Source organism: Polaribacter vadi (assembly GCF_001761365.1).
In the GTDB taxonomy this organism is placed as follows: domain Bacteria; phylum Bacteroidota; class Bacteroidia; order Flavobacteriales; family Flavobacteriaceae; genus Polaribacter; species Polaribacter vadi.
This window is the reverse complement of the sequence record NZ_CP017477.1, coordinates 3,407,579-3,431,977: the sequence shown is the minus strand read 5'-3', so window position 1 is coordinate 3,431,977 and position 24,399 is coordinate 3,407,579. Positions and strand designations below refer to the sequence as shown.

18 protein-coding genes are annotated in these 24,399 nt (G+C 29.8%); 8 read left to right on the top strand and 10 right to left on the bottom strand.

Annotated features, from left to right (window positions below; genetic code table 11):
- Window positions 1-19: 19 nt before the first annotated feature.
- Window positions 20-556: a 30S ribosomal protein S16 gene (locus LPB03_RS14785; protein WP_065320347.1), complete on the bottom strand. Its 537-nt coding sequence runs from the start codon at window positions 554-556 to the stop codon at window positions 20-22.
- 438 nt (window positions 557-994) lie between these two features.
- On the opposite strand from LPB03_RS14785, the gene LPB03_RS14780 reads away from it, so the two are divergent.
- Window positions 995-1,441 (top strand): ferritin-like domain-containing protein, encoded by a 447-nt coding sequence (locus LPB03_RS14780; RefSeq protein ID WP_065320348.1) that lies wholly within the window; start codon window positions 995-997, stop codon window positions 1,439-1,441.
- A 158-nt stretch (window positions 1,442-1,599) separates the two neighbouring features.
- On the top strand, window positions 1,600-2,229 hold the full coding sequence (locus LPB03_RS14775) for a Crp/Fnr family transcriptional regulator (protein WP_065320349.1): 630 nt from the start codon (window positions 1,600-1,602) through the stop codon (window positions 2,227-2,229).
- On the opposite strand, the gene LPB03_RS14770 is transcribed toward LPB03_RS14775, so the two are convergent.
- Entirely contained in the window at window positions 2,218-3,567 is a 1,350-nt protein-coding gene (locus LPB03_RS14770; protein ID WP_065320350.1) for an alkaline phosphatase family protein, read from the bottom strand. The genes LPB03_RS14775 and LPB03_RS14770 overlap by 12 nt on opposite strands.
- Window positions 3,568-3,876: 309 nt before the next feature.
- The gene (locus tag LPB03_RS14765; protein WP_065320351.1) at window positions 3,877-7,050 is read right to left on the bottom strand and encodes a TonB-dependent receptor; all 3,174 of its coding nucleotides are present in this window, start codon (window positions 7,048-7,050) and stop codon (window positions 3,877-3,879) included.
- Window positions 7,051-7,311: 261 nt separating this feature from the next.
- On the opposite strand from LPB03_RS14765, the gene dnaE reads away from it, so the two are divergent.
- The 3 genes from dnaE (at window position 7,312) to LPB03_RS14750 (ending at window position 13,829) form a co-directional block, all read left to right on the top strand.
- Window positions 7,312-11,652 (top strand): DNA polymerase III subunit alpha, encoded by a 4,341-nt coding sequence (dnaE, locus tag LPB03_RS14760; protein WP_065320352.1) that lies wholly within the window; start codon window positions 7,312-7,314, stop codon window positions 11,650-11,652.
- A 214-nt stretch (window positions 11,653-11,866) separates the two neighbouring features.
- Window positions 11,867-13,192, top strand: a complete 1,326-nt coding sequence (locus tag LPB03_RS14755; RefSeq protein ID WP_065320353.1) for a D-arabinono-1,4-lactone oxidase — start codon at window positions 11,867-11,869, stop codon at window positions 13,190-13,192.
- Window positions 13,179-13,829: an HAD family hydrolase gene (locus LPB03_RS14750; RefSeq protein WP_065320354.1), complete on the top strand. Its 651-nt coding sequence runs from the start codon at window positions 13,179-13,181 to the stop codon at window positions 13,827-13,829. The genes LPB03_RS14755 and LPB03_RS14750 overlap by 14 nt, the downstream gene beginning before the upstream one ends.
- 55 nt (window positions 13,830-13,884) lie before the next feature.
- Here LPB03_RS14750 and gldA read toward each other — a convergent pair whose 3' ends face one another.
- The 6 genes from gldA to LPB03_RS14720 form a co-directional block, all read right to left on the bottom strand.
- Entirely contained in the window at window positions 13,885-14,778 is an 894-nt protein-coding gene (gene gldA, locus LPB03_RS14745) for a gliding motility-associated ABC transporter ATP-binding subunit GldA (protein WP_065320355.1), read from the bottom strand.
- Window positions 14,779-14,979: 201 nt separating this feature from the next.
- The gene (locus LPB03_RS14740) at window positions 14,980-15,738 is read right to left on the bottom strand and encodes a Bax inhibitor 1 family protein (protein WP_065320356.1); all 759 of its coding nucleotides are present in this window, start codon (window positions 15,736-15,738) and stop codon (window positions 14,980-14,982) included.
- Window positions 15,739-15,801: 63 nt separating this feature from the next.
- Window positions 15,802-18,555, bottom strand: coding sequence for a TonB-dependent receptor (locus LPB03_RS14735; RefSeq protein ID WP_065320357.1), 2,754 nt, complete (start codon window positions 18,553-18,555; stop codon window positions 15,802-15,804).
- Window positions 18,556-18,597: 42 nt separating this feature from the next.
- Entirely contained in the window at window positions 18,598-19,437 is an 840-nt protein-coding gene (locus LPB03_RS14730; protein ID WP_065320358.1) for a GLPGLI family protein, read from the bottom strand.
- Between the two features lie 109 nt (window positions 19,438-19,546).
- Entirely contained in the window at window positions 19,547-20,389 is an 843-nt protein-coding gene (locus LPB03_RS14725) for a GLPGLI family protein (protein WP_065320359.1), read from the bottom strand.
- Window positions 20,390-20,392: 3 nt separating this feature from the next.
- A complete protein-coding gene (locus LPB03_RS14720; protein ID WP_065320360.1) occupies window positions 20,393-20,758 on the bottom strand; it encodes a hypothetical protein in 366 nt (121 codons plus the stop codon).
- A 122-nt stretch (window positions 20,759-20,880) separates the two neighbouring features.
- Here LPB03_RS14720 and LPB03_RS14715 point away from each other — a divergent pair, with 122 nt between their 5' ends.
- The 3 genes from LPB03_RS14715 to LPB03_RS14705 all read left to right on the top strand — a co-directional run bounded on the left by LPB03_RS14715 (window position 20,881) and on the right by LPB03_RS14705 (window position 23,827).
- On the top strand, window positions 20,881-22,479 hold the full coding sequence (locus LPB03_RS14715; protein WP_065320361.1) for a sensor histidine kinase: 1,599 nt from the start codon (window positions 20,881-20,883) through the stop codon (window positions 22,477-22,479).
- Complete coding sequence (locus LPB03_RS14710) at window positions 22,472-23,149, top strand: response regulator transcription factor (RefSeq protein WP_065320362.1); 678 nt, start codon at window positions 22,472-22,474, stop codon at window positions 23,147-23,149. Before LPB03_RS14715 ends, LPB03_RS14710 begins: the two co-directional genes overlap by 8 nt.
- A gap of 63 nt (window positions 23,150-23,212) precedes the next feature.
- Window positions 23,213-23,827: a deoxynucleoside kinase gene (locus LPB03_RS14705; RefSeq protein ID WP_065320363.1), complete on the top strand. Its 615-nt coding sequence runs from the start codon at window positions 23,213-23,215 to the stop codon at window positions 23,825-23,827.
- A 378-nt stretch (window positions 23,828-24,205) separates the two neighbouring features.
- Here LPB03_RS14705 and LPB03_RS14700 read toward each other — a convergent pair whose 3' ends face one another.
- Window positions 24,206-24,388: a hypothetical protein gene (locus LPB03_RS14700; protein WP_065320364.1), complete on the bottom strand. Its 183-nt coding sequence runs from the start codon at window positions 24,386-24,388 to the stop codon at window positions 24,206-24,208.
- Window positions 24,389-24,399 lie beyond the last annotated feature (11 nt).

The window sequence follows — 24,399 nt, the reverse complement described above, 5'->3', positions numbered from 1 at the left end:
TTTCGTATTAATTTAGTTTTTATTCTGATGCTTTTGCTGCTGCTTCATCAATTGTTTCTGGAGCTGCCTCAACTGCTTCTTCTGCAGCTGGTACTTCTTCTTCTACAACTGGTTTTGCTGCTTCAATCCTTGCTTCATTTACTGCTTTTTCTGCAGCTAATGCTTTCGCTTTTGCCTCAGAGTCAGCTTTAGATAAACCTGCTTCTTTATCAGCAATTTTAGTCGCTTTTTCCTCTAACCAAGCATTGAATTTTTCATCTGCTTGCTCTTGAGTTAAAGCTCCTTTTCTTACACCACCTACTAAATGATTCTTTAACATTGCACCTTTGTAAGATAAAATGTTTTTTGCAGTATCAGTTGGTTGTGCACCATTTTGTAACCACTTTACAGCTAAATCAACATCTAAGTCAATAACTGCTGGGTTAACGTTTGGATTGTAAGTACCAATTTTTTCTAAGTATTTACCATCTCTTTTTGCACGTGCATCAGCAGCAACCACCCAATAAAATGGCTTACCCTTTTTTCCGTGTCTTTGTAATCTAATCTTTACAGACATAATTTGTTAATTTTTTAAGGTTCTCGACCTTTGTTATTAAAAATCCTATCAACTCGTGATAAGTGGGCGCAAAAATACAAAACCTTTTTCAAATTAAAACACTAATTATCAATATTATTTTGGGCGTTTTAACGGGCTTTCCATTATATCTTTTTTTAAGCTTAATTTATTTCAGAATCTATTTAGCAAGCAGATAAATTGAATCTTTAATAAAAATATTGAATTATAATAAGTAAAAAAAAGGATGCCATTTCAATCCCTAACGCAATCACTCCTTCCCAAAACAAAATTCTTAAAAAACTATTAAAATTGAAATGAGTCAAAGTTCAAAGCTATTGAACTAAGCAAAACCCTATATCTGCTGTACATTTGTACTATAGATGTAAAACAATAGGCATCTTAAAATAAATTATTGAAATTTAAAATGAAACTGACATTATGAAGTACACAGAAAAAATTTCAAACAAATTAAACGAATTATTAGAAAAAAACTACGATGCTGAAAAAGGATATATAAATTCAGCAGAAAATGTAGACAATACAAGATTAAAAATTTTCTTTAAAAACAGAGCTTCAGAAAGAAGCCAGTTTGCAAAAGAATTAAGAACAGAAATTTTGTCTTATGGGCAAATTCCAGAAGATGCAGGTTCTTTTCAAGGAACAATGCACAGAAATTGGATGTCGTTAAAATCACTATTTAGTGGTAATGACGAGGAAGCAATTTTAGAGGAAGCTTTAAGAGGAGAAAAAGCAAGTTTAGAAGAATATGCAGAAATTTTAAAATATGAAGATTTTGCACCATCAACACAGAAAATGTTAGAAATGCAGCATCAGAAAATTCAAGCTGCAATTAACTCATTAATGGTAGAAGAAGAATTAGCATAATTATTGATATAAATTATTTGAACATAATTTACTTTAAAAAGTCAATCCTTAATTGGGTTGACTTTTTTATTGTTAATAAAACTTAATACGATAAATAATAATTACTTAACACAGTAGTTTAGTTTATGGCATATTTTTATAAGTTAAATTATTCTAGAATGAAAAACCCCAATAGACCCAATAACTCAGATTTTGAAAATTTTAATTTCCTAACACAATTAAAGAAATTACAAATATCTTTTGATAAAAATGAGATATTAGAAATAGATGTAAAAAAGAATGGTTACATATACTTACCTCCTAATAAAGAGAATTATATCTATGAAATTATTTCTGGTGCTGTAAAATTAGGTGGTTATTCTGATGATGGAGAAAGTTTTGTTTACGAAGTCTTACCTCCTGCCGAATTCTTTGGTAATTTAAAATATCTTAATAATCAATTTCACGAATACGCCAAAGCAATTGTAGATAGCAAAATTAGGGTGTATGATTTAGATTTTTTTAAAACAATGGTAACTAATAACCCAACAATTTCTAATTGGTTTATATCTTACCTTGTAAAAAGATGGTGTTCTGCAGAATTAAAATTGAAAAACATTAAAGAAAAACAAATCGAAGAGAGAATAGATTATCTTAATAAACATTATAATGTTGAAGTTATTGATGCTAAAAACAACGCTCATATTCTTTTTGATTTATTAACAAAAAAAGACATGGGCGACCTTATTGGGGTCACCCGTCAAACTGTCTCTTCTATATTACATAAAGAAAAAAATTTAATCTTTTAAAATTCCAGGGTATAAAATACCATCTACTGCATTAAACTCTAAGTCAAGTAATTTCGCTATAATCGGAGCCACATCTTCTAAACCCATTTTAGAAATAATTTTACCGTTAGAAATACCAGCTCCCCAAGCTACAAAACCAGTTTCTATTTGATGAAAATCTGGAAAATAACCATGTGTACCTCCATTTCTCTTTGATAATATTTTACCAGAATTAGAACCAGACATTGCCACACCTGGAACAGGGTTTAAAGCTAAAAAAGCATTAGGGTCTGCTCCAATATTTATTAACTCTTCTTTTTCTACAATCCTAAAAAGCTTTTTTATAGAATTTGGAAGACTCTCTAATTTCTCTCTAACTTTAGCTAAGGTTTTTTTATCATTTTTATCTTTTAAATGTAAAAAAGCAGAAGCGCCTTGTGTATGGAAAGCAGCTTTCCAGTTTCCTCTATTCTCTTTTGCTTCCATTAAACTTTCTTCTATTAGCCAAATATTTGGGTTTATAGCAGAATGAATATCAACAAAACCATGATCTCCTGTAATTATAAAAGTAGTTTTCTCTAGAATATTAGCTTGTTCTGCAGCTTCTAAAATTTTACCAATTGCACGATCTACAGCAGCAATTGCAGTATGAACTTTCTCTCCATTTCTGCCTTGTTCATGTTGAAAATGATCTGTTGCTATTAAATGAATTGTCATTAAATTAGGTTTATATTTTCCTAAAATATAAGCTGCCATTTCACCTGTTCTGTCTTCTCTATTTAAATAATCTCCATTAAAAGTTTTTAAATTTACTTTACCTAAAACTTCAGTTTCCATTTCTTCTAAAAGACCCTTTGGTGTCTGGTTATCTCTCATTGGTTGTATTCTACCATAACTTTTATCTAAAGTCCAAACTTCTGGAATATTATAATCTACAGCAGCTCCAACTGAAACAGGCCAAATTAAACTTGCACTTTTTTTATTAGATTTTCTAACGGCGTCCCAAAGTGTTTCTGTTTGTATTAAATTACTTTCCCAATACCATCTTCCTGTTTGGCCTTTATCTTCAAACGGACTATTATAATAAATTCCGTGAGTTGCAGGAAAAGCTCCTGTGATAAGTGTTGTATGTGAAGGATATGTAACAGAAGGATAAATACCTCTAACACCATCTGAACTTACCCCTTTTTTAGCCATCATTTTTAAATTAGGGGCTGGCCATTTCATTTCCTGATAAAAATTAGGTCGAAAACCATCTACAGAAATTAAAATAACATGTTCTGACTTGGCTTTTTCTTGACCTATTATGCACTGAAGTGTTAAAAATGAAATTACTATTATTAAATGTATTTTTTTCATGTCTTTTATTTTATTATTTAATTTTAAATGTTGCTGTTACTGGCAAATGATTGCAATTTCTCTCATCTCATTAGGATTAAAAACTTGAGGAATTTTTGCGGATTTTTATTCGTATTCTTTAAACATGTTTGTATTTATCAAAATATAATCTAACCTACGCTCAGGTACATCAGAAGTATGAGTCTTGATACTTACAGGTATTGGATCTATAAACTTTTTTCTATGTTTTTCTTTTTTCATCAACTATTAATTTAAAAGGGCTTGATAAATAATTACCAAACCCTAAATAAAAAACTAAACAAACTTCACTTAATTAAATGAGTATCTTACACCAATTTGCAACCTCCAAGGAGTTCCGTTTATTGGCTCTGTACCTGCACCTGTTTGTACATTATATTGATAACTACTTGTTGCTTGATCAAAACCATTAATATTCATAAAATCTCTATTTCCAAAATCATAACTACGTCCCCATTCTTTATTTAATAAGTTCATGAAATTAAAAACATCGGCAGAAAGTTCTAAAGCATGTTTATCATTAGATAAATTAAACTTTTTCTGAAGACGTAGATCTACAGTTGCACTAAAAGGATTTTTTCCTCCATTTCTTTCTGCAAAACCGCCAAAACTTTCTTTTAAATATTCTTTAAAACCTTCTGAAGTCTCTGGATCGTTTAAAACTTGATTGTAACTATCTTTAATTTCCTGAGGAGTATTTGCATCATTAGGATCAAAAACATAAGCAATTTCATTACTTAAATTAAAATCTCCATTTGCACTTCTACCTCCACCAGATTTTAGAGAATATCTTGTACCACCAGTTCCAACAATTGTTGCTCCTAATGTAAAACCTTTCCAAGTTGGTGTTGCTCCATTTACTACTACTTTAGTATCAAAATGATTATCTGAATACCCATAATTTAAATCTCTTGGATCTCCACTTACAGGAAGAAATGTAGACGTATTTGCAACACAGCAATTATAAGAAGAGTTGTCTTTAGAACTATTTAACGTAAAACTTGCATTTAAATACCCATCAGTTCCAATTTTAGCAGCTCCTTCTAAAACCAAAGCAAGGTTATCTAATATTCCGTCTGAATTCAAAACCAAAGTTCTACCAACTAAATCAGAAACTCTAGATGCTGTCCAATCTGTTCTACCATTTGCTGCAATAGTATTTGCAGGCACAAAAACCTCTCTACCTTGTGGAGTAACAAAATAAGGTTCTGCCACTAAGTTTGTTTCTTGATACACATAATTATTTTTAGTATGACTAAAAACTGCATTAAGCCCTAAACTATATCTATCTCCAAAAAAGTGTGTATAGTTAATATTTGCCTTGTAAATTGTTGGCACTTCAAAATCTGGACTTACAGCATTTATTGTAGAGAAAGGGGTAACTCCAGCAGGAACTCCTGGCACAGAACTTGGGTCGTTTCTATAACCAATAAAGTCTGGTGTAGGAACATTTGCACCTGTAACATCAATTGCACCTAATAAAGTTCCACTATTTTGGATATTGTTTACTTGCGCATAATAATGAGGTTGAGAAGTAAATACACCTCCTCCTAATTTTAAAATATCGGTATCATTTCCTTTGATATTCCAAGTTAATTGAAATCTTGGTTGAATATTATCAAAATCTTCTGGCTTTTCATCTGTACGAATTCCTAGTTCTTGATACACTAAAGGATTAAATTCTGCTGCATCTACAAATGCTGTTGCATCATAACGTATTCCTCCAACAAAGTTTAAATTTGGATTTATATCAAATTCTACTTGACCAAAAACTGACAAATCTAAAACAGTTTGCTTCACCAAAGTAGACCCTTGCAAAGGTACTTCACGTGCATATCTAGAAGGATTTAAATTATCAAAATCATCTAAAGAATCAAAGAAAAAACGTCCATTTTGTTCATTAGATAATTGTGTTTCTAAAGAAGTAATTAAATTATCTGTACCAAAGGTAAAGTTGAATTTACCTGAACTAACATAGGTAGTGTTAGATATTTGTATTTGGTTTTCTAAATTAGTTTCTGGTGTGTAACGTTGTCCACCTAATTGTACACTTCTATTACTCGTATTTCCATTTGGTAAAATTGACTCTACTTGTACTATTGCTCTTGGTATGTTTTGTGAAGGCAATTCTGAATTTGGTGTATAAAGACGTTCTGCTCTTTGGTATTGTACTTTAAATTCATTAGTTACACTTGGTGAAAAAGAAGAACGTAAAGAAAGAAACATACTGTTTTCATGAGACACAAAATCTGAAAAAGATTCAGCCACCTCAATATTAGAATTATCACTTACACTTAAAGGATTGTCCCATTTATTGTATAAGTTTCTAAACGTTAATCTATGTTTATCATTAATTTGCCAATCTAACCTTAAAAATAGATTATTAGCTTCTGTTACTCTATCAAATTGCCCTACTTGCTTAGAGTTACTTAAACCATATTTGTCTCTACCAATTTGTAAGAATCTATTTAAACTTGTTTCAGAAATTTGTAATCTATTAGCATCATTATCATTCTGAATATTTGCAATAAACTGAGGGTCTCCTGCATCTTGTCTTTCATAGACTAAGAAAAAATGTAATTTATCTTTAATTAATGGTCCTCCTAAACTTAAACCAGATTGCGAGTTGTAAAAATCTGCTTCTCTTTTTTCACCTTGAATAGTATATTGACTCTGTAAATTATCTGCTCTATGATAAAAAAAAGCACTTCCTTCAAAATCATTAGTTCCAGATTTTGTAACTGAAGTTATAGAACCTCCTCCTTGTCGTCCTTGTGTTACATCATAATCATTTGTAGAAACTTCAAATTCTCTGATAGCTTCCTGAGAAATTGTATAAGGTCCTCTTCCTATTTCTCCGGCTGTTAAAGTGTTTCTAAAATTAACACCATCAATAGTTACATTGGTAGATGTTCTTCTCTGTCCTCCCAAATTTAAACTACCTGCACCTTGTAAAGGAGATAAACTGGTAAGTCTTGTAAAGTTTCTTCCTTCAGATGGTAAATTTTTAATTTGACTTTCTCCAATTTTGGTGGAAGCTCCCATTTGTTGAATACGTTTAGAAATACTATTTGTAGAAACAATAATTTCATTTAAAGATGTTGAAGATTCCTGTAAAACAAAATCAACAACTAATGCATCACTTAAGTTTAAAATAAACCCTTTGTTAGTTACATCATTAAATCCTAAATACATTGCTGTAACATTGTAAGGACCTCCTAAAGGTAATTGTTGAATTTTATAACCTCCGTTTTCATTAGTTGTAGTTCCTGAAGTAAAACCTGTAGAAGTATTTTTAACAATAATAGTTGCACCCATTAAAGGTTCTCCACTACTATCTGTTATCGTTCCTTTTATTAAAGCATTTGTAGCTTGCCCAAAAGATTGTTGAATGTTGAAAAATAGGAATCCAAAAGCAATCATCATACTAATGGTTAAACGAATTTTTACTACTGATAATTTCATAAGTTTAGTTAAATTAAGATTTTAATTAGCACCAAAACTATGCTTCAAAAGACTAGCAAGCTTGTTAAGTATTAACATTGATATAGAATTAATCTTAATTTAAAAGTTTCTTAATATTATAAAAGGATGGCATTAAGAAGGTTCAAAAAATAAATTCTATATCTTTATAAAAGATGTAATTTTCTAATATATTTCAAGAACAAATCTTTAAATTTGTAGTCCGTTTTAAACGTACAACCTCATCATTAAAAAAGCCATTTTATGTACTTAATTTTCGATACAGAAACCACAGGTTTACCTAAAAGTTGGAATGCTCCAATTACAGATACAGACAATTGGCCAAGGTGTGTGCAAATTGCTTGGCAACTGCATGATGAAATGGGAAATGTTTTAGAACATAACGATTTCTTAATACAACCAGAAGGCTATAACATTCCTTTTGATGCTGAAAGAATTCATGGAATTTCAACAGAATTAGCAGCACAAGAAGGTATCGATTTAGAAAAAGGATTGCATCTTTTTAATGAAGCCTTATCTAAAACAAAATTTATAGTTGGTCAGAATTTACAATTCGACCTTAATATTATGGGTTGTGAGTTCCATAGATTAGGTGTTGAAACTCCTTTAGCTAAACTTCCTATTTTAGATACGTGTACAGAAAAAACGGCTACATTATGCCAGATTCCTGGAGGAAGAGGAGGTAAATTTAAATTACCAACATTAACAGAATTACACAAACATCTATTTGGTACCGATTTTAATGAAGCTCATAATGCAACAGCAGATGTGGAAGCTACTACTCGTTGTTTTTTAGAATTGATTCGTATTCGAGAATACACTAAAGAACAGTTAGATGTTGATGCAGATTATTTTAAAAATTTCTCGGAAGCAAATCCAAAACCAATTCAATTAATTGGCTTAAAACACATCAACCTTAAAAAGGAAAGTGATAAGATTCGAAAACGTTTAGAGAAATTAAAAGACGTTAAAGAAACTATTTCTACTTCTGAAGGTTTAGCTGAATTAAAAGATGTTCAGTTTTCGCATTTACACAACCATACACAGTTTTCGGTTTTGCAATCTACCATGCAAATTGCCAATATTGTAGCAGCTGCTGCTAAAGATAATCAGCCAGCTGTTGCTATGACAGACACTGCAAACATGATGGCTTCTTTTCATTTTGTGAGTGCTATTTTAAATCACAATAAAACTGCAGCAACTCCAATGAAACCAATTGTTGGTTGTGAGTTTAATGTGTGTGAAGATCATAAAAACAAGTCTGTAAAAGATAATGGATATCAAGTTGTTTTACTCGCGAAAAACAAAAAAGGATATCATAATTTGGCAAAAATGTCTTCCACAGCTTTTGTTGATGGTTTTTATTATGTACCCAGAATTGATAGAGAAATCATCAAAAAATATAAAGAAGATATTATTGTTTTAACTGGAAATTTGTATGGTGAAGTTCCTAGTAAAATTTTAAATCTGGGAGAAAAACAAGCTGAAGAAGCTTTGCTTTGGTGGAAAGAAGAATTTAAAGACGATTTTTATATTGAGTTGATGCGTCATAATCAGCAAGATGAAAACATCGTGAATGAAACTTTGTTGAAGTTTTCTAAAAATCACGACGTTAAAATTGTAGCTACCAATAATACTTTTTATTTAGAGAAAAAAGATGCAAATGCACATGATATTTTATTGTGTGTAAAAGATGGCGAAAAACAAGCGACTCCAAAAGGAAAAGGTCGTGGTTATAGGTATGGTTTGCCAAATGAAGAGTACTATTTCAAATCTACTGAAGAAATGAAAACGCTTTTTGCAGACTTGCCAGAAGCGATTAGTAATATTCAAGAAATTGTCGATAAAATTGAAATTTTCACCTTAGCAAGAGACGTTTTATTACCTGCTTTTGATATTCCAGAAGAGTTTGTATATGAAGAAGATAAAATTGATGGTGGAAAACGTGGAGAAAACGAATTCTTAAAACACTTAACTTTTGTTGGCGCCAAAAAACGTTATGGAGAAATTACAGAATCTATTAAAGAACGTTTAGATTTTGAATTATCCGTCATTGAAAAAACAGGATATCCTGGTTATTTTTTAATTGTTGAAGATTTTATTAGAGAAGCCAGAAATATGGATGTTGCTGTAGGCCCTGGACGTGGTTCTGCTGCTGGTTCTGTGGTTGCTTACTGTCTTTGGATTACCAATATAGATCCTATTAAATACGATTTACTTTTTGAGCGTTTCTTAAATCCTGAAAGGGTTTCCATGCCAGATATCGATATTGATTTTGATGATGAAGGTCGTGGAAGAGTTATGGATTATGTAATTGATAAATATGGTGCAAATCAAGTGGCGCAGATTATTACTTATGGAACTATGGCTGCAAAATCATCTATTAGAGATACAGCCAGAGTTTTAGATTTACCACTTTTTGAAGCTGATAGAATTGCGAAATTAATTCCAGGCATCAAACTAAAAAACATTTTTGGTGATGATGCAAAAAGTAAGGGAAAAGTTGCTGGTTTACGTGCAGAAGAAAAACAACTTGTTGAAGAATTAAGACACATGTCTTTTGGAAACGATTTGGTTTCTGAAACGATTAATAAAGCTACAATTTTAGAAGGTTCTGTTAGAAATACAGGAATTCATGCTTGTGGTGTAATTATTACGCCTGGAGATATTACAAACTATGTTCCTGTTGCTTTGGCAAAGGATTCTGATATGTATGTAACCCAATTTGACAACTCTGTAGTGGAATCTGCTGGTTTGTTAAAAATGGATTTCTTGGGGTTAAAAACGCTGACTTTAATTAAAGACACCGTAAAAATTGTAAAGGCCAAACATGATGTAGTATTAGATCCAGAAACTTTTCCTTTAGATGATGTAAAAACATACGAGTTATTCCAAAGAGGAGAAACTGTTGGTATTTTTCAATATGAATCTCCAGGAATGCAAAAACACATGCGTTCTTTAAAACCGACCGTTTTTGCAGATTTAATTGCCATGAATGCCTTGTACAGACCTGGACCTATGGAATATATTCCGAGTTTTATCAATAGAAAACACGGAACAGAAGATATTGAATACGATTTACCAGCCATGGAAGAGTATTTGGCTGAAACGTATGGAATTACAGTATATCAAGAGCAAGTAATGCTACTTTCGCAAAAATTGGCAAATTTCACCAAAGGTGAAGCCGATGTTTTAAGAAAAGCGATGGGTAAAAAGCAAATTGCGGTTTTAGATAAAATGAAACCAAAATTTATTGAACAAGCAGGAAAAAACGGACATGATGAAAAAAGTTTAGAGAAAATCTGGAAAGACTGGGAAGCCTTTGCAAGTTATGCTTTTAACAAATCTCACTCTACTTGTTATGCTTGGATTGCGTATCAAACTGCCTATTTAAAAGCACATTATCCTGCAGAATATATGGCTTCTGTACTTTCTAATAATATGAATGATATTAAAGCTGTTTCCTTTTTTATGGAGGAATGTAAACGAATGGGATTAGCAGTTTTAGGTCCAGATTTAAATGAATCTTTCTTAAAGTTTTCTGTAAATGCAGAAGGTGCTGTTCGTTTTGGAATGGCAGCTGTTAAAGGAGTTGGTGCTGCAGCTGTTAGAGCTATCATTAAAGAAAGAGAAGAAAATGGTCATTATTCATCGATTTTTGATTTAGCAAAACGTGTAGATTTAAGAGCAGCTAACAAAAAATCTTTTGATAGTTTAATTAAAGCAGGAGCTTTCGATTCTTTTACAGATACACATAGAGCTCAATATTTTGCCACTGATGAAAAAGGATTAACCTTTTTAGAACGTGCTATGAAATTCGGAAGTAAATATCAAGAAAACGAAAATTCTGCACAAGTTTCTATGTTTGGAGAAGCATCAACAGTGCAATTTCCAGAACCCGATATTCCTGAATGTGAAACTTGGGGAACTATGGAGCTTTTATCGCAAGAAAAAGAAGTAATTGGTATTTATATTTCTGCTCATCCTTTAGATGATTTTAAAAATGAAATGATTTTTTGCAATGCGTCTTTAAAATATTTTAAAGGTGATCTCGCAAAATATGTGGGCATGAATTTGGCTTTTGCAGGAATCATAACTGATGTACAACACAGAGTATCTAAAGCAGGAAAAGGCTGGGCAATGTTTATAATTGAAGATTATGGAGACAGCAACGAATTTAGGATTTTTGGAGAAGACTATTTAAGAATGAAACACTTTTTAGTGCCAAATTCATTCTTATTTGTGCGTTCTACAATTCAACCTGGCTGGACAAATAAAGAAACAGGTGTTGCTGGAGAACCAAGATTAAAGTTTACAGAAATGAAACTGTTACATGATATTATGGATGAACTTTGTAAAAAAATCACCATAAAAATTCAGTTAGATGATATTAAAGAAAACACCATCTTAAATTTAGAAACTATTTTAAAAAACAATCCAGGTAAACAATCTTTAAACTTTACAGTTTGGGATGCCAAGGAAAAAATTGAAGTAAGTTTACCAAGCAGAAACACAAAAATTAATGTTTCTAATGAATTGTTGGCAACTTTAGAGAGTCAGCAGATAGATTTTAAGTTGAATTAAAGGAATTTCGAAGTATATTTTATAAAACTAGGTATTAAATTTATTTATTTGATAGTTATTTTTATCAAATAACCTCATTGAAAGAATATTTTTTAATATTTTGATAAATAGTATATGTAAATTTTACGATTTGTACATTTTGGTTTTTCTTAACACAGTAAAATCAAAATAATAGTAAATATTCTGTAATTTTGTTTAACCAAAATTAAATGTTATGAAACAAAAAAACACTTGGGTAAGTTGGAACGAAAATATTAAACACAACTATACATCACTTTATAAAATTACTTCAGAAGAAAAACTTAGTGAAGTAATTGCTAAAAATGATAAGATTCGTTTCTTTGGTAACAAGCAATCATCTGCAGACATTGCTGCAGGTACAGATGCTTTGATAGATATGACAAGTTATAACAAAATTGTTTCTTACGATTACAACAAAAAAACAGTTACAGTTCAATCTGGCTTAATTCTTGGAGATTTTTTAGAAGCTATTGAGGCTGTTGGATGGTGTATACCTTGTTTACCAGATATCAATACAATTACCATTGGTGGTGCTTTAGCTACAGGAACTCATGGTACAAGTGGCAAATTGCTATCTGAATACATGATTGAATGTACGTTAGTCCTTGCAGATGGATCTATAAAAACAATTACTGAAGAAGATGATTTGATGGATGCTGTTAGAGTTTCTTTAGGAATGTTAGGTGTTATGTCTACCATAACTTTTAAATGCGAAAAAAGTTATACACTTCATGTAAAAGAAAGACCAGAAAAAGATAGTGAATGGCTACCTAAAATTAAAAGTAGACTTAAAGAACACGATTTTTTACGAATTTTATGGTTGCCACATACTGATAAAGGATATGTAATTACTGGGGATAAAATTAAACCAGACACAAAAATTGTAGAAAATAATGGTCCAAAATATTTAAAACATAGAAGAAATGCTTCTAAAATTTTATACAAATATTCTCACATTTATCCTTGGATAACTTCTATTGCAAATAAAATTTTAGCGAAGGCATTTTTCAGTTCTAAAAAAGAACATAAAGGAACCCTATATCAAGCTACAGTAACAAAATCTAGAGGATCTACTTTAGAATTAGCAGAGTGGACAATTGCTTTAGATAAATTTCCACAAGTTTTTGATGAGTTAAAAACAGAAATTAATAAGTGGAGCAACAAATCGTTTATTCATATTCCTATGGATGTTCGTTTTGTAAAAAAAGATACCTCTTGGCTAAGTTATGCTTACAAACAAGATATTGTAACCATGGGTTGTGTTTCTAGAAATGCAGCAACAGCAGATACTTACGAAGCTTTTAAAAGTGTGGAAAAAATATTCTTAAAACATGGAGGAAGACCTCATTGGGGTAAACGTTTTTCTGCTAAAGACGTAGAGTTATCGCGAGTGTATCCAAAATGGGAAGCTTTTAAGGAATTAAGATCAAACTTAGATCCCACAAATAAGTTTTTAAATCCTTATTTAACCAAATTAGTAAACGCAAAAGCAAAAAAAGTAATAAATGAAATTGCCTAAAGGATTTTTATTCGATTTTGATGGTGTTGTTGTTAATAGTTTTAAAAGTCATGGTAATGCATGGTCAAGTGCTTTTAGAGAACTATTTAATCAAGAAATTGCGCCATTTCCTAAAAGTCATGCAGGTGGTTCTCCCATGTTAATTGCAGAATATTATTGCAGTGTTATTGGTGAAGAAAAACGTGCTGAAGACTTATTTTTATTGAAAGATAAACATTTAGATGTCCATTTTACAATCCCTACATTATTACCTGGAGTCAGAGAAATTACTTCTTTTTTATCGGATAAAAAAATCCCTTATGGAATTGCAAGTAACGCAACAAAACAGTTTTTAAAGAATAGTGTTCATCATTTGGAGTTAGATTTCCCAGTAGTTTTTGGTGTGCAAGATTATGAAAAACCAAAACCAGCTCCTGAAGCTTATATTTCTTTAGCAAGTGCTTTAAGTTTTAAAAAACCTGATTTTAAAAATATTTGGGTTTTCGAAGATAGTTTAGCTGGCACAACTGCTGCAAAATTAGCAGGCATGATTCCTATTGGAATTTTAACTCAATATTCTGAAGAAGAATTAAAAGAAGCTGGAAGTCAATTAGTTTTTCCAACGTTATTGGAAGCGTATCAATATTTGACTGAATAATGTTATAAATATTTTAATTTGAAACGGCTGCAATTTTATTTTGTAGCCGTTTTTTTTACGCAGTAACCTCTCGAAAAAGTGTTTCTAAATTTTTATTTTGAGCAGTTAATCCTAAAATTTTCAAGTTATTTTCTTGAGCAAAATCAAAGATTTTTGAACGCATATCTTCAGTAGAATTAAAGGTTAGTTGCCAAGTATTTTCTTGATTATTTACTGCTGATAATAAATTTTCAAATTGATTGAAAAGTTTTTGATCAACTTGAACATTAAAAGTAACTTCTATAACTTGTTGTTTGTTTTCTTTTAGAGTTGATAATTTTTTATCAACCAAAATTTCTCCTTTTTTTATGATGATAACTCGATCGCAAACTGCTTCCACTTCTTGCATAATGTGTGTGGAAAATAAGACCGTTTTTTCTTTACCCAAATCTTTGATCAATTGTCTAATTTCTACTAATTGATTTGGATCTAAACCTGTGGTTGGCTCATCTAAAATTAACACTGTTGGATTGTGTAAAATTGCAGCAGCTAAACCTACTCTTTGTTGATATCCTTTTGAAAGTTGATGGATTTTTTTATGTGCTTCCTCTATTAAGCCAACTTTTTCAATGCAAATTTCTATGTGGCTTTTATCAACTTTAAAAATTGAGGCTTGAAACTGTAAATACTCACGCACAAACATATCTTTATAGATTGGATTATGCTCTGGCAAATACCCAATTGTTTTTTGAGCTTCTAATGGATTTTTTAAAACATCAATATCATCAACAAAAACGTTACCTTCATTAGGTTTTATAAAACCTGTTAAGATTTTCATCATGGTTGATTTCCCTGCACCATTTGGTCCTAAAAAACCAATAATCTGACCTTTATCCGCAGAAAAAGAAACATTATTTAATGCTTTTTGAGAACCGTAAACTTTAGAAATTTTAGAAACTTTAATAGACATTTTTAGTATTTAAAAACACTTCGACAAGCTTAGTGTAACATTGTTAGTATGTATTAATATTGTAAAATACAATTAATTTTATTCATTTAAGAAAAATAATTTAGCTAAAAATGTCAGTCTGAGCTTGTCGAATACATTTTAATTTGCATGCAAAATTTATACTTAAATATAAAGAAATTTTTACTCTTTACCTCTAGAAAATCAACTATTTTCTAAACGAATTTTTCTAATATTTTTCATGCGTTTCCAAGTAATTTTATGACGTTTTTTATACACCCATAAACAGCCTAAATCCAACAAAAAATAGAATAAACTAATTCCACTTGGTGGGTTGTAACTTGGTAAAAAAGGAATAACATTCCAGGCTGTAGATGGCCACCACCAACATTCGTAAGTAGTACCAATAATTTCTAAAACTGCTACAGAAATATACATCGTTAAATAAAAAAGACGTTCTCTTGGCTTGTTTCTTAAAATTAACAAGGTTGTAATGGTCATTACAAAACCAAAAACATCATTCTTAAAAATTAAAAACAAAGTTGCGTACATAAATATGGAGTTTGCAAAAACTTTCTCCAATAATATACGATGTTTTTTTATAGATGCTGCTTTTGAAAAACACAAAACAGCTATGTATACAAAAGCATGACCAAAAGGAATGTAAAGTGGCACGTTTCCTAATCTATATGTATACATCCCCATAAGAACGGAAAATAAATATTCACCAAAAAAGCCAATAAGAACTGCCGCTAACATTTGTTTTTTAATTCTTTTTGTAACTTTAAAAAAGGTAATTGTAAAAACAAAAAGCATTAGCGCATTTGCATAAATTTGTGCATTTTCAGTAATTTCTACCATGTAAAAACTATCTAAAAACAAGCCAACTACAAAAAATAGGTATAATAAACCTAACGTTTTATAAGTAGTGTAAATAGCAGATTTTGATGCAAATAAACTCATTTGGCTAAAATAAAAAAATGGCTCAAGATTGAGCCATTTTATATTTAAATATTTTTGAAAAAACTATAGTTGATACCTTAATCTTAAACTTACAAATCTTGGTAAAATAAATCTTTCGTTTAATGTAAAAGCTAATACACTTTGATTTACAGATGCTTCAGAACCAGTTGCTAATAAGTTATTACCTACTAATTCATACTCCCATTTTGCGTCTTTATCTTTTCTGTACGCTATTTTTGCATTCCAAATACTAAATGTGTTTGTACTAACACCATTTTGTCTTTGTTCGTTAAAAGAAAAGTCTGAAGTTACAGTTACAGAATTCCAAATATAGGCATCAAAATCTATAGATGGTCTGTGATTTACAGACTTAACTTCTTGTGCTCTTGAGCTATTTTCTTGATTACTAAAACTTACATTATAACTTAATGTAACATTTGGTGCTTTTGTAAAGTTAGTACCAAATCTAGTATTAAAACTATAACCTTTGTTAATGTTCGTATTTTCGTCTTCATTTATAAACTGGAAACTTTTATTATAACTATAACTACCTCCAATACGAGTTTGAATTTTTCCAATTCTTTTCCCTGCAAATAAAGAAGCATTAAAGTTTTCATTATCGAAAGGAGAGTTGATAGAATTACTACTAGAAACCACAGAATTATCTTCAAAAACAGTATTTCTATTTACTTGATCTATTGTTTTTGTATACCCAATTCTAGAAAACACATTACTATTGTTAAATAAGTTAAAGCTACTATATCTTAAGTTTACATTGTGGAAAGTTGCGTTTGTTAAAGCTGGATTTCCTGCAAAATAAGAATCGTAATTACTAGCTACAATACCTCTTGCTATTTGATTTACATCTGTAAAATTAACTTCTTGTTTATAAGTGAATGTTAAACTCTCACTTCTTTTAAACTGTGCAATTGCTTCAAATTCTGGTAAAATCTTAAAGAAAGTATCTTTAAAAGTTTCTGAACCAAATTGGGTATTATTAGAATTATAAGAGTGTGCTGTAAAACCAGGAGTAAATGTAAAAATACCTTCTTTTAAACGATATCTTAAACCTGCATATAAATCTGTAAAGTTATATTCAGTGTCGTTTGTAGTTGCTGGATTTGCATAACCTGCAATATCTGTAGGATTTGGATCGAATTGAGAACCATTATCTAAAATCTGGAAAAAACGAGAATCGAAATTTTGCTTGCTTAAAATTGTACCTGCAACAAAATTCAAATTACTTTTTTGATTTAAAATATAATAGTAATCTAATTTTGCATCTAATTGATTCGATTTTACTCTCCTATCTTGTTCTAACGTATAAAACATGTTAGATCTATCCAAACCTAAACTTTCTGCTGCATCATCAAAACCATCATTTGTTGTATCATCATTATTTAATGGGTCATTTTCTAAAGAAGCAATATAAAAAGGATCTTCATCTTGATATAAATGCTTCACCTCTAAAGCAAAAATATTATTTTCGTTTGCAGTATAAAAATAACTAAAATCTTGATTGATAGTAAAAGGTGTTGTGTTTTCAGTTTGAGTAATATCACTTAAAACTCTAGATTCTATACCTTGATTGCTGAATTCGTTTGAAAAACGACCAGAAACATTATAGTTTAATTGATTGCTAAAGTTTTTCTTGTAAACAGTACTAAATCTAAACAATCCTGTATTACTTGTTTGTTCTGTTCTTGTATCTCTAAATTCATCTGGAGTATCTGGATCTACATAATCGATATCAGAAATGTTTCTTTGTCCATTGCTGTTTCCAGACCAAATTAAATATCCACTCAAATCTAACTTTGGATTTGGAGAATAACTAAAATTTAACGCTGTTAACTTCGTTTCAATTTTATTTGCATTTCTTGCACTTGCATTTAAAAATCCAATCCCTGCATCTGCAAGATTAATGTTTGTTCCATTAGATGGACTTTGACTTTGAAAACTACCTCCAAAACTCCTAGCATCTCTTCTACTTAAAACAACATCACCTAAATTATTAACATCACCAATAATATTTATGGTATATTTTGGTGTATAATAAAATAATTTTGGTTGAAATAAATATAAGGTTTCGTCTTGAGATTGACCTCCTCCAAAAGAAACATCACCAAACCAAAAGTTCTTTTTACCTTCTTTTAATTTAATGTTGATGGCAACTCTATCTTGATTATTTTGAACGCCACTTAATTGACTAACATTCGAGTAATTTCTTAATACCTGAATCTTATCAACAGCATTAGATGGTATGTTTTCTGTAGCAAGCCTTGTATCTCCACTAAAGAACTCTTTACCATCTACCATTATTTTTTCTACAGCTTTTCCTTCAACTTCAATTTGTCCTGCATCATTTATCTCTACTCCTGGTAATTTTTCTAAAACATCTTTTAGTTTTCTTTCAGAACCATTTTTAAATGAATCTGCATCATAAATTATGGTATCTCCTTTTATTCTAACAGGCATTTTAGATACGATGTTAATACCATCTAACATGTTATCTTCAACCATGGTATAATTTTTAGTGATGTCTTTATCTCCAGTTCTTATAAATTCGCTGATTTCTTTAAAACCTACATAACTTATTTTAATATTATAGGTTGTGTTTCTTGCTAATTCTAGTTTAAAATTACCATTAGCATCTGTAAAACCATAAGAAGCAATTCTTTTAGCAACAGTATCTAAAGCAATTACGTTCCCCATTTCTAAAGGAGCTCCAATAGAATCTTTTACAATTCCAGTTAAATTAATTTGGGCAGTTGAAACCCAAGACACCAAAAATATGGCGATTAGTAGTATTTTTTTCATGTGTAAAAATTAATGTTGATTTTTATGTTTGGTTAAGAGTATTTAAAATCTTCCTCTTCCACCACCTCTGTTATTTTGGAAACGTTCTTTAAGTTCGTCCGTTTTTTCTTTGATAATAACATTGTATTCGTCTCTAGTAACTTCTTTACCTTTAGTAGGTTTGTCAATTTCTAAAGCATCAGAAGGATTTAATACAATCTCCGTACATAACATGGTAGTTCTACCAGCATTTAACTCTAAAATTAAACCAGGTAAACCCCAGTAAGAATCTGGTCCTGAACTAACAGGAAGTTGTGGTGTGTACCAAGCAGTAACTTCTAAAGTTTTAACGTCTTCTTTTTCGGTAGCTTTTGTAGAATCTTTTTCTTGTTGATTTCCTCTACCTCTTCTTCCAAAAATACTTCCAAAATCTACACTTTTATCAACCTTAACCATTGTTGCTTTGTAGCAAGTATAGTTTCCAATTTTTTTAGTTTCTGTACCTAACTCCCATTTTGGTTGTTCCATATCTTCCACTATTAAAAAACGCTTGCTAAACATCTCAACATCTTCAATTATTTTACGCTCTTTTAAATTTTTATAAATAGAACCTTGTCCATTACTAGAACCCCATCTTGAACCTTGAGTTCCTGGAGCATCTAATTTTGCTTCTTCTTTAAATGAAGACTCGTTTTTATTAAAACTTAAGATGTATGTTTTTTCTAAAAAGTTCTTCATTCTCTCCATCATTTGCTTTTTTTGCTGCTCACTCATTTGCCCTCCACCAAAGTTATCCATATCAACTGAAGTTTTAGACATGTAAGTAGCTTTGCCTTGAAAATCCTTTTGAGCAAAGGTGGTAATCGTTAAAAATGCTATAAATAGCGTAAAAATTGATTTCATAAATGTTGTTTTAATTTTCGTCAAAAATAATCTTATTATATAACCTTAGACTTTGGAAAACTGAAAAGTTACATGGACGTTTAAAACTTTAACAAACTTTAACAAAACACTATCCTCCCATCTTAATATTAATGCCATTTCCTAAATCCATCCCTTTTCTGCTTTTCATTTTCTCCATTAATTCATCGTTTTTTTCTTTCTTAATTTTCGTGAATTTTTTCAAAGAAACTACCTTTCCTTTTGTTGGTTCTTCAATTGTTGCTGCATTTTCTGGATTTAAAATAATTTCTGTACAAACAATCATATTTGTACCATCATTTATTTCTAAAATTAAACCTGGTAAACCTTGGTAATCTTTAGGTCCATTACTAATGGCTATTTGAGTTGTGTACCAAGCAGTAGTAACAATCGTTTCTTTGGTTGTAGTTTCTTTAGTCTCTCCATTTGCAATACTCATATTGGTATTTTCTACTTCTTTTGTAAACGTAGCTTTATAACAAGTGTATTTTCCTATATTTTTTGTTTCTGAAGATAATTCCCAATCATACTCTTTTAGTTTATCTTTTACTAAAAAAGCTTTTCCCATAATTTCTGTTTTGTTGGCAAACTTTTTTTCTTTGATATTTTTATAATAAACATCTGTACTTCCTGAACCTCCTAAAGAAATTACATTAATGCCACTAGAACCTGGTTTTGTTTTTGGAGCTTCCAACTTTTCTTCTTCCTTATAAATAGAAGTCGTTTTATCAAAATTTAAAATGAATGTTTTCTGATTCATTTTTTGAATTCTTTTCTGTAATTCTTCTTGCATTTTATCACTAATTCCTTCTTGATCATTACCAAATTTAATGCTAGACTTTTTACTAGTTTTATAAATTGCCTTTCCTGTAAAATTTTGTGCATTTAAAGCTGTGATAAATACTAATGCCAATGTTGTTATAATTGTTTTCATAATTTATTTGTTTTCGTAGTTTTTAGATAACTTTATAATCATTTTAATTAATTTTTTAGACTTCGTTATTAACGAGTCTATTTCCTCTGTATGCCCACCAACAGTTACAGCACTTTTAAATTTATCTTTAGATTCCTTTAAATCAAGTTCAAAGCTCAGTTCTATTTTTTCCTCTGGATTGTTGTATTCAAAAATACTTCTAATATCTTTCCAGTTAATAGTTTCTAAATCTTGTGTAGAATTGCTTGTCATTTTCAACGAAGTAATTTTACTGACTTCGTTTTTAAAATACGCTACTTTTGTGTCTTCTTCTTGAGCACTTGTAATTAAAGAAACTAACAAGATCAATAAGGTAAAAAGTTTTTTCATAATATTTGGTTTTTGTTTGATTACATTACAAAGATGCAACATCAACTTACTTTTTAAAGTTAATGAACGTTAACGAGTGTTAACCCCCTAATTTTATTAAAATTACTACCTATATTTGACTCATGAAAAACAAAAAATATACTTGGATTTTCTATTTAATTGCGGTTACAATTGTAGCAACAATTGGAGTGCAATTCTATTGGAACTTTAAAAATTACGAAGAAAACAAACAACGAGTTACCAATGAAATTCAGTTAAGTTTAGACAATGCTGTAGAGGAATATTATGCAACGTTGGCTAAAAATAATTTTATTACGATTGTAGAAAATCAACATGAGGATACTACATCTTTAAAAGAAAGTTCTATTGGTAAAATTTTACAAAAATTAAAAGAAAAAAATCCTACTAAAGAAAAACCCAAAGTAACCTTAAATAATATTCAAATTACTTCTGATGATAATTTGTCTCAAGAAAAGATAGATTCCATGATGAATGAAACCAAAAAATTTGTTACCGAGTTTAACATTCAAAATGATTCCTTAACAGATAAGAAATTAAAAGCGATTACAATATCTTCTAATTTTGTAGATGACAAAAAAGGATTTAATCTAAAATCTGATGGTACAAAAACACCCGTAAAATATTTTAAAGGTAAAAAAGCTGCAGATAGTTTAAAATTATTAACCAACTTAAAACCTATTTTTATTTCTTTTTTGGATGATTCTATAGAGTACAAAAAGATAGATTCTTTAATTGATATACAGTTAAAACAGAAAAAAATTGACATCAAAACAAGTTTTCATCACATAAAAAAAGATACTGTTTTTCATCAAACAAAAGATTCCCTTTTAGATTCGGAAACCTTTGTTGTAAAATCGAAATCTACTTATGTAAAGAATAATCAAGGATTTGAATTGGTTTATAATAACCCAAATTTTGAAGCGTTAAAAAGAGGTTTTGGAGGCATTTCTCTTTCCCTTTTATTATCACTCTTAATAATTTCTAGTTTATTTTATTTGTTGAAAATTATTAACCAACAAAAAGAATTAGCCATTATTAAAAACGATTTAATTAGCAATATTACCCACGAGTTTAAAACACCAATTGCCACAGTTTCTACGGCTATTGAAGCTATCCAAAATTTTAATGTTTTAGATGATAAAGAAAGGACAAAAAAATATTTAGCAATGTCTGCTCTTCAGTTGAAAAAACTGCATCAAATGGTGGAAAAACTGCTAGAAACTGCTACTTTAGATAGTGAACAATTACTCTTAAAAAAAGAAACAATTGATGTTGTTGAAATGACTGAAAGATTGGTAAACAAACATAAAATGTTAGCCAATCAAAAAGAGCTCGTTTTTTCATCGAACTTAAAACCTATATATTTAAATATTGATGTTTTTCATTTTGAAAATGTAATTTCTAATTTAATTGATAACGCCATAAAATATGGTGGAAATAGAATTGAAATCAATATAAATTCCATTTTAAAATCCACAGAAATAACAATTGCTGATAATGGAAATGGCATTGAAAAAAGTCAACAAGAAAAAATATTTGATAAATTTTATAGAGTGCCAAAAGGAAACACACACGATGTAAAAGGTTTTGGAATTGGCTTATATTATTGTAAAAAAATTGCAGAAAAACACGATGGAAACATCACTCTAAATTCTGATAAAAAACAAACTATTTTTAAAATTACAATACCAAATGAGTAAGATAAAAGTACTTTTAGCGGAAGATGAAGCTAGTTTAGGAATGATTGTAAAAGAGAGTTTAGAATCTAGAGATTTTACTGTTTTTCATGCAGAAAATGGCGAAGAAGCATTTGAGATATATCAAACAGAAAAACCAGATATTTTAGTGTTAGATGTAATGATGCCTAAAAAAGATGGTTTTACGTTGGCAAAAGAAATTCGATTAGAAAATAAAGGAATTCCGATTATATTTTTAACAGCAAAATCGCAAACTTCAGATGTTTTAGAAGGTTTTAATCATGGTGGAAATGATTATTTAAAAAAACCTTTTTCGATGGAAGAATTAATTGTAAGAATTAAAGCATTACTTAACAGAATTCAACTAAAAACAAACGTAGAAAATATTAAAATTGGCGAATATGTTTTTAATTTAACAAAACAAACGTTAGAATTTTCATCTGAAACTGAACAGCTAACACATAGAGAAGCGCAGTTACTTTTTTATCTCTTTGAAAAGAAAAACGCAGTTTTAGACAGAACCTTTATTCTGAATAAATTATGGGGAAATGACGATTTTTTTAATGGCAGAAGCATGGATGTTTTTATTAGTAAACTCCGCAAAAAATTAAAAAAAGATACAAACATTCAAATTTTAAATGTTAGAGGATTTGGATATAAATTAATTTGTTAACCTTTTAGAACTTATATTTTTTAGTACTTTAGCATCTCTTATAATCTTTTAGAATTAAAACATATGCACGTTGCAATTGCAGGTAATATTGGTGCTGGCAAAACCACCCTCACAAAACTTTTAGCCAAACATTATAAATGGAAACCTCATTTCGAATCTGTGGATGAAAACCCTTATTTAGATGATTTTTATGGAGAAATGGAACGTTGGTCTTTCAACTTACAAGTTTACTTTTTAAACAGTAGATTTCGCCAAATTTTAGAATTAAGAGAAACTGGTAAAAACATAATTCAAGACAGAACTATATACGAAGATGCCAACATTTTTGCGCCCAATTTGCATGCAATGGGTTTAATGACCAATAGAGATTTTGGCAATTACAGTTCTTTATTTGAGTTGATGGAAAACTTGGTAACTCCACCAGATTTACTAATTTATTTGCGAGCAGATATATCCACCTTGGTTGGGCAAATTCACAAACGAGGTAGAGAATATGAAAACTCTATAAGCATCGATTATTTAAGCAGATTAAATGAACGTTATGAAGCGTGGATATCAACTTACACAAAAGGTAAATTATTGGTAATTGATGTTGATAATTTAGATTTTGTTAAAAATCAAGAAGATTTAGGCTATATAATTGATAGAATAGATTCTCAAATAAATGGTTTATTTTAAAAAAAACTAAAACTCTTAATCATATTAAATATTTTTTACATCTTTTAGTATGATTAAGAGTTTTAAAAATTATTTTTTAAACTTCAACAAGCATAAAGGAGCCACTTTTTAAGTTTTAAAAAAGACTTCATCAAAAAATTAAGTAAATCTTAGAGTGTTGCAGAAATATATTTGGAAGATATTAAACATTTCAAATTTATATTGATAAAAAATAGCTTGAAGATGTTTTTTATTTTAATAGATATAAAAAACCTGCAAAAAATATAGCGTTTACAGCTGTTACAATGGTAATTTTATATCAGAAATAATTTTATTTTTAAAAAATATCAACCAAAAAAACAGTAAAATAAATTACTAGCTTTTTAAAATTATAAAAGTTTAAGCTTCGTCTTTGGTATTTTTCACTAAACTAATTCCGTAAACAAAAAAGATAAATCCTAAAATACCAACAACAATCATAGAGGTAATTGCGCCTCCTTGCATTACTGTGTAACCTGTATAAATTAATCCTGCAATTCCTAAAACTGTAAGAATTGTACCAAATGTTCTTTTTAAATTCATTATTATTATTT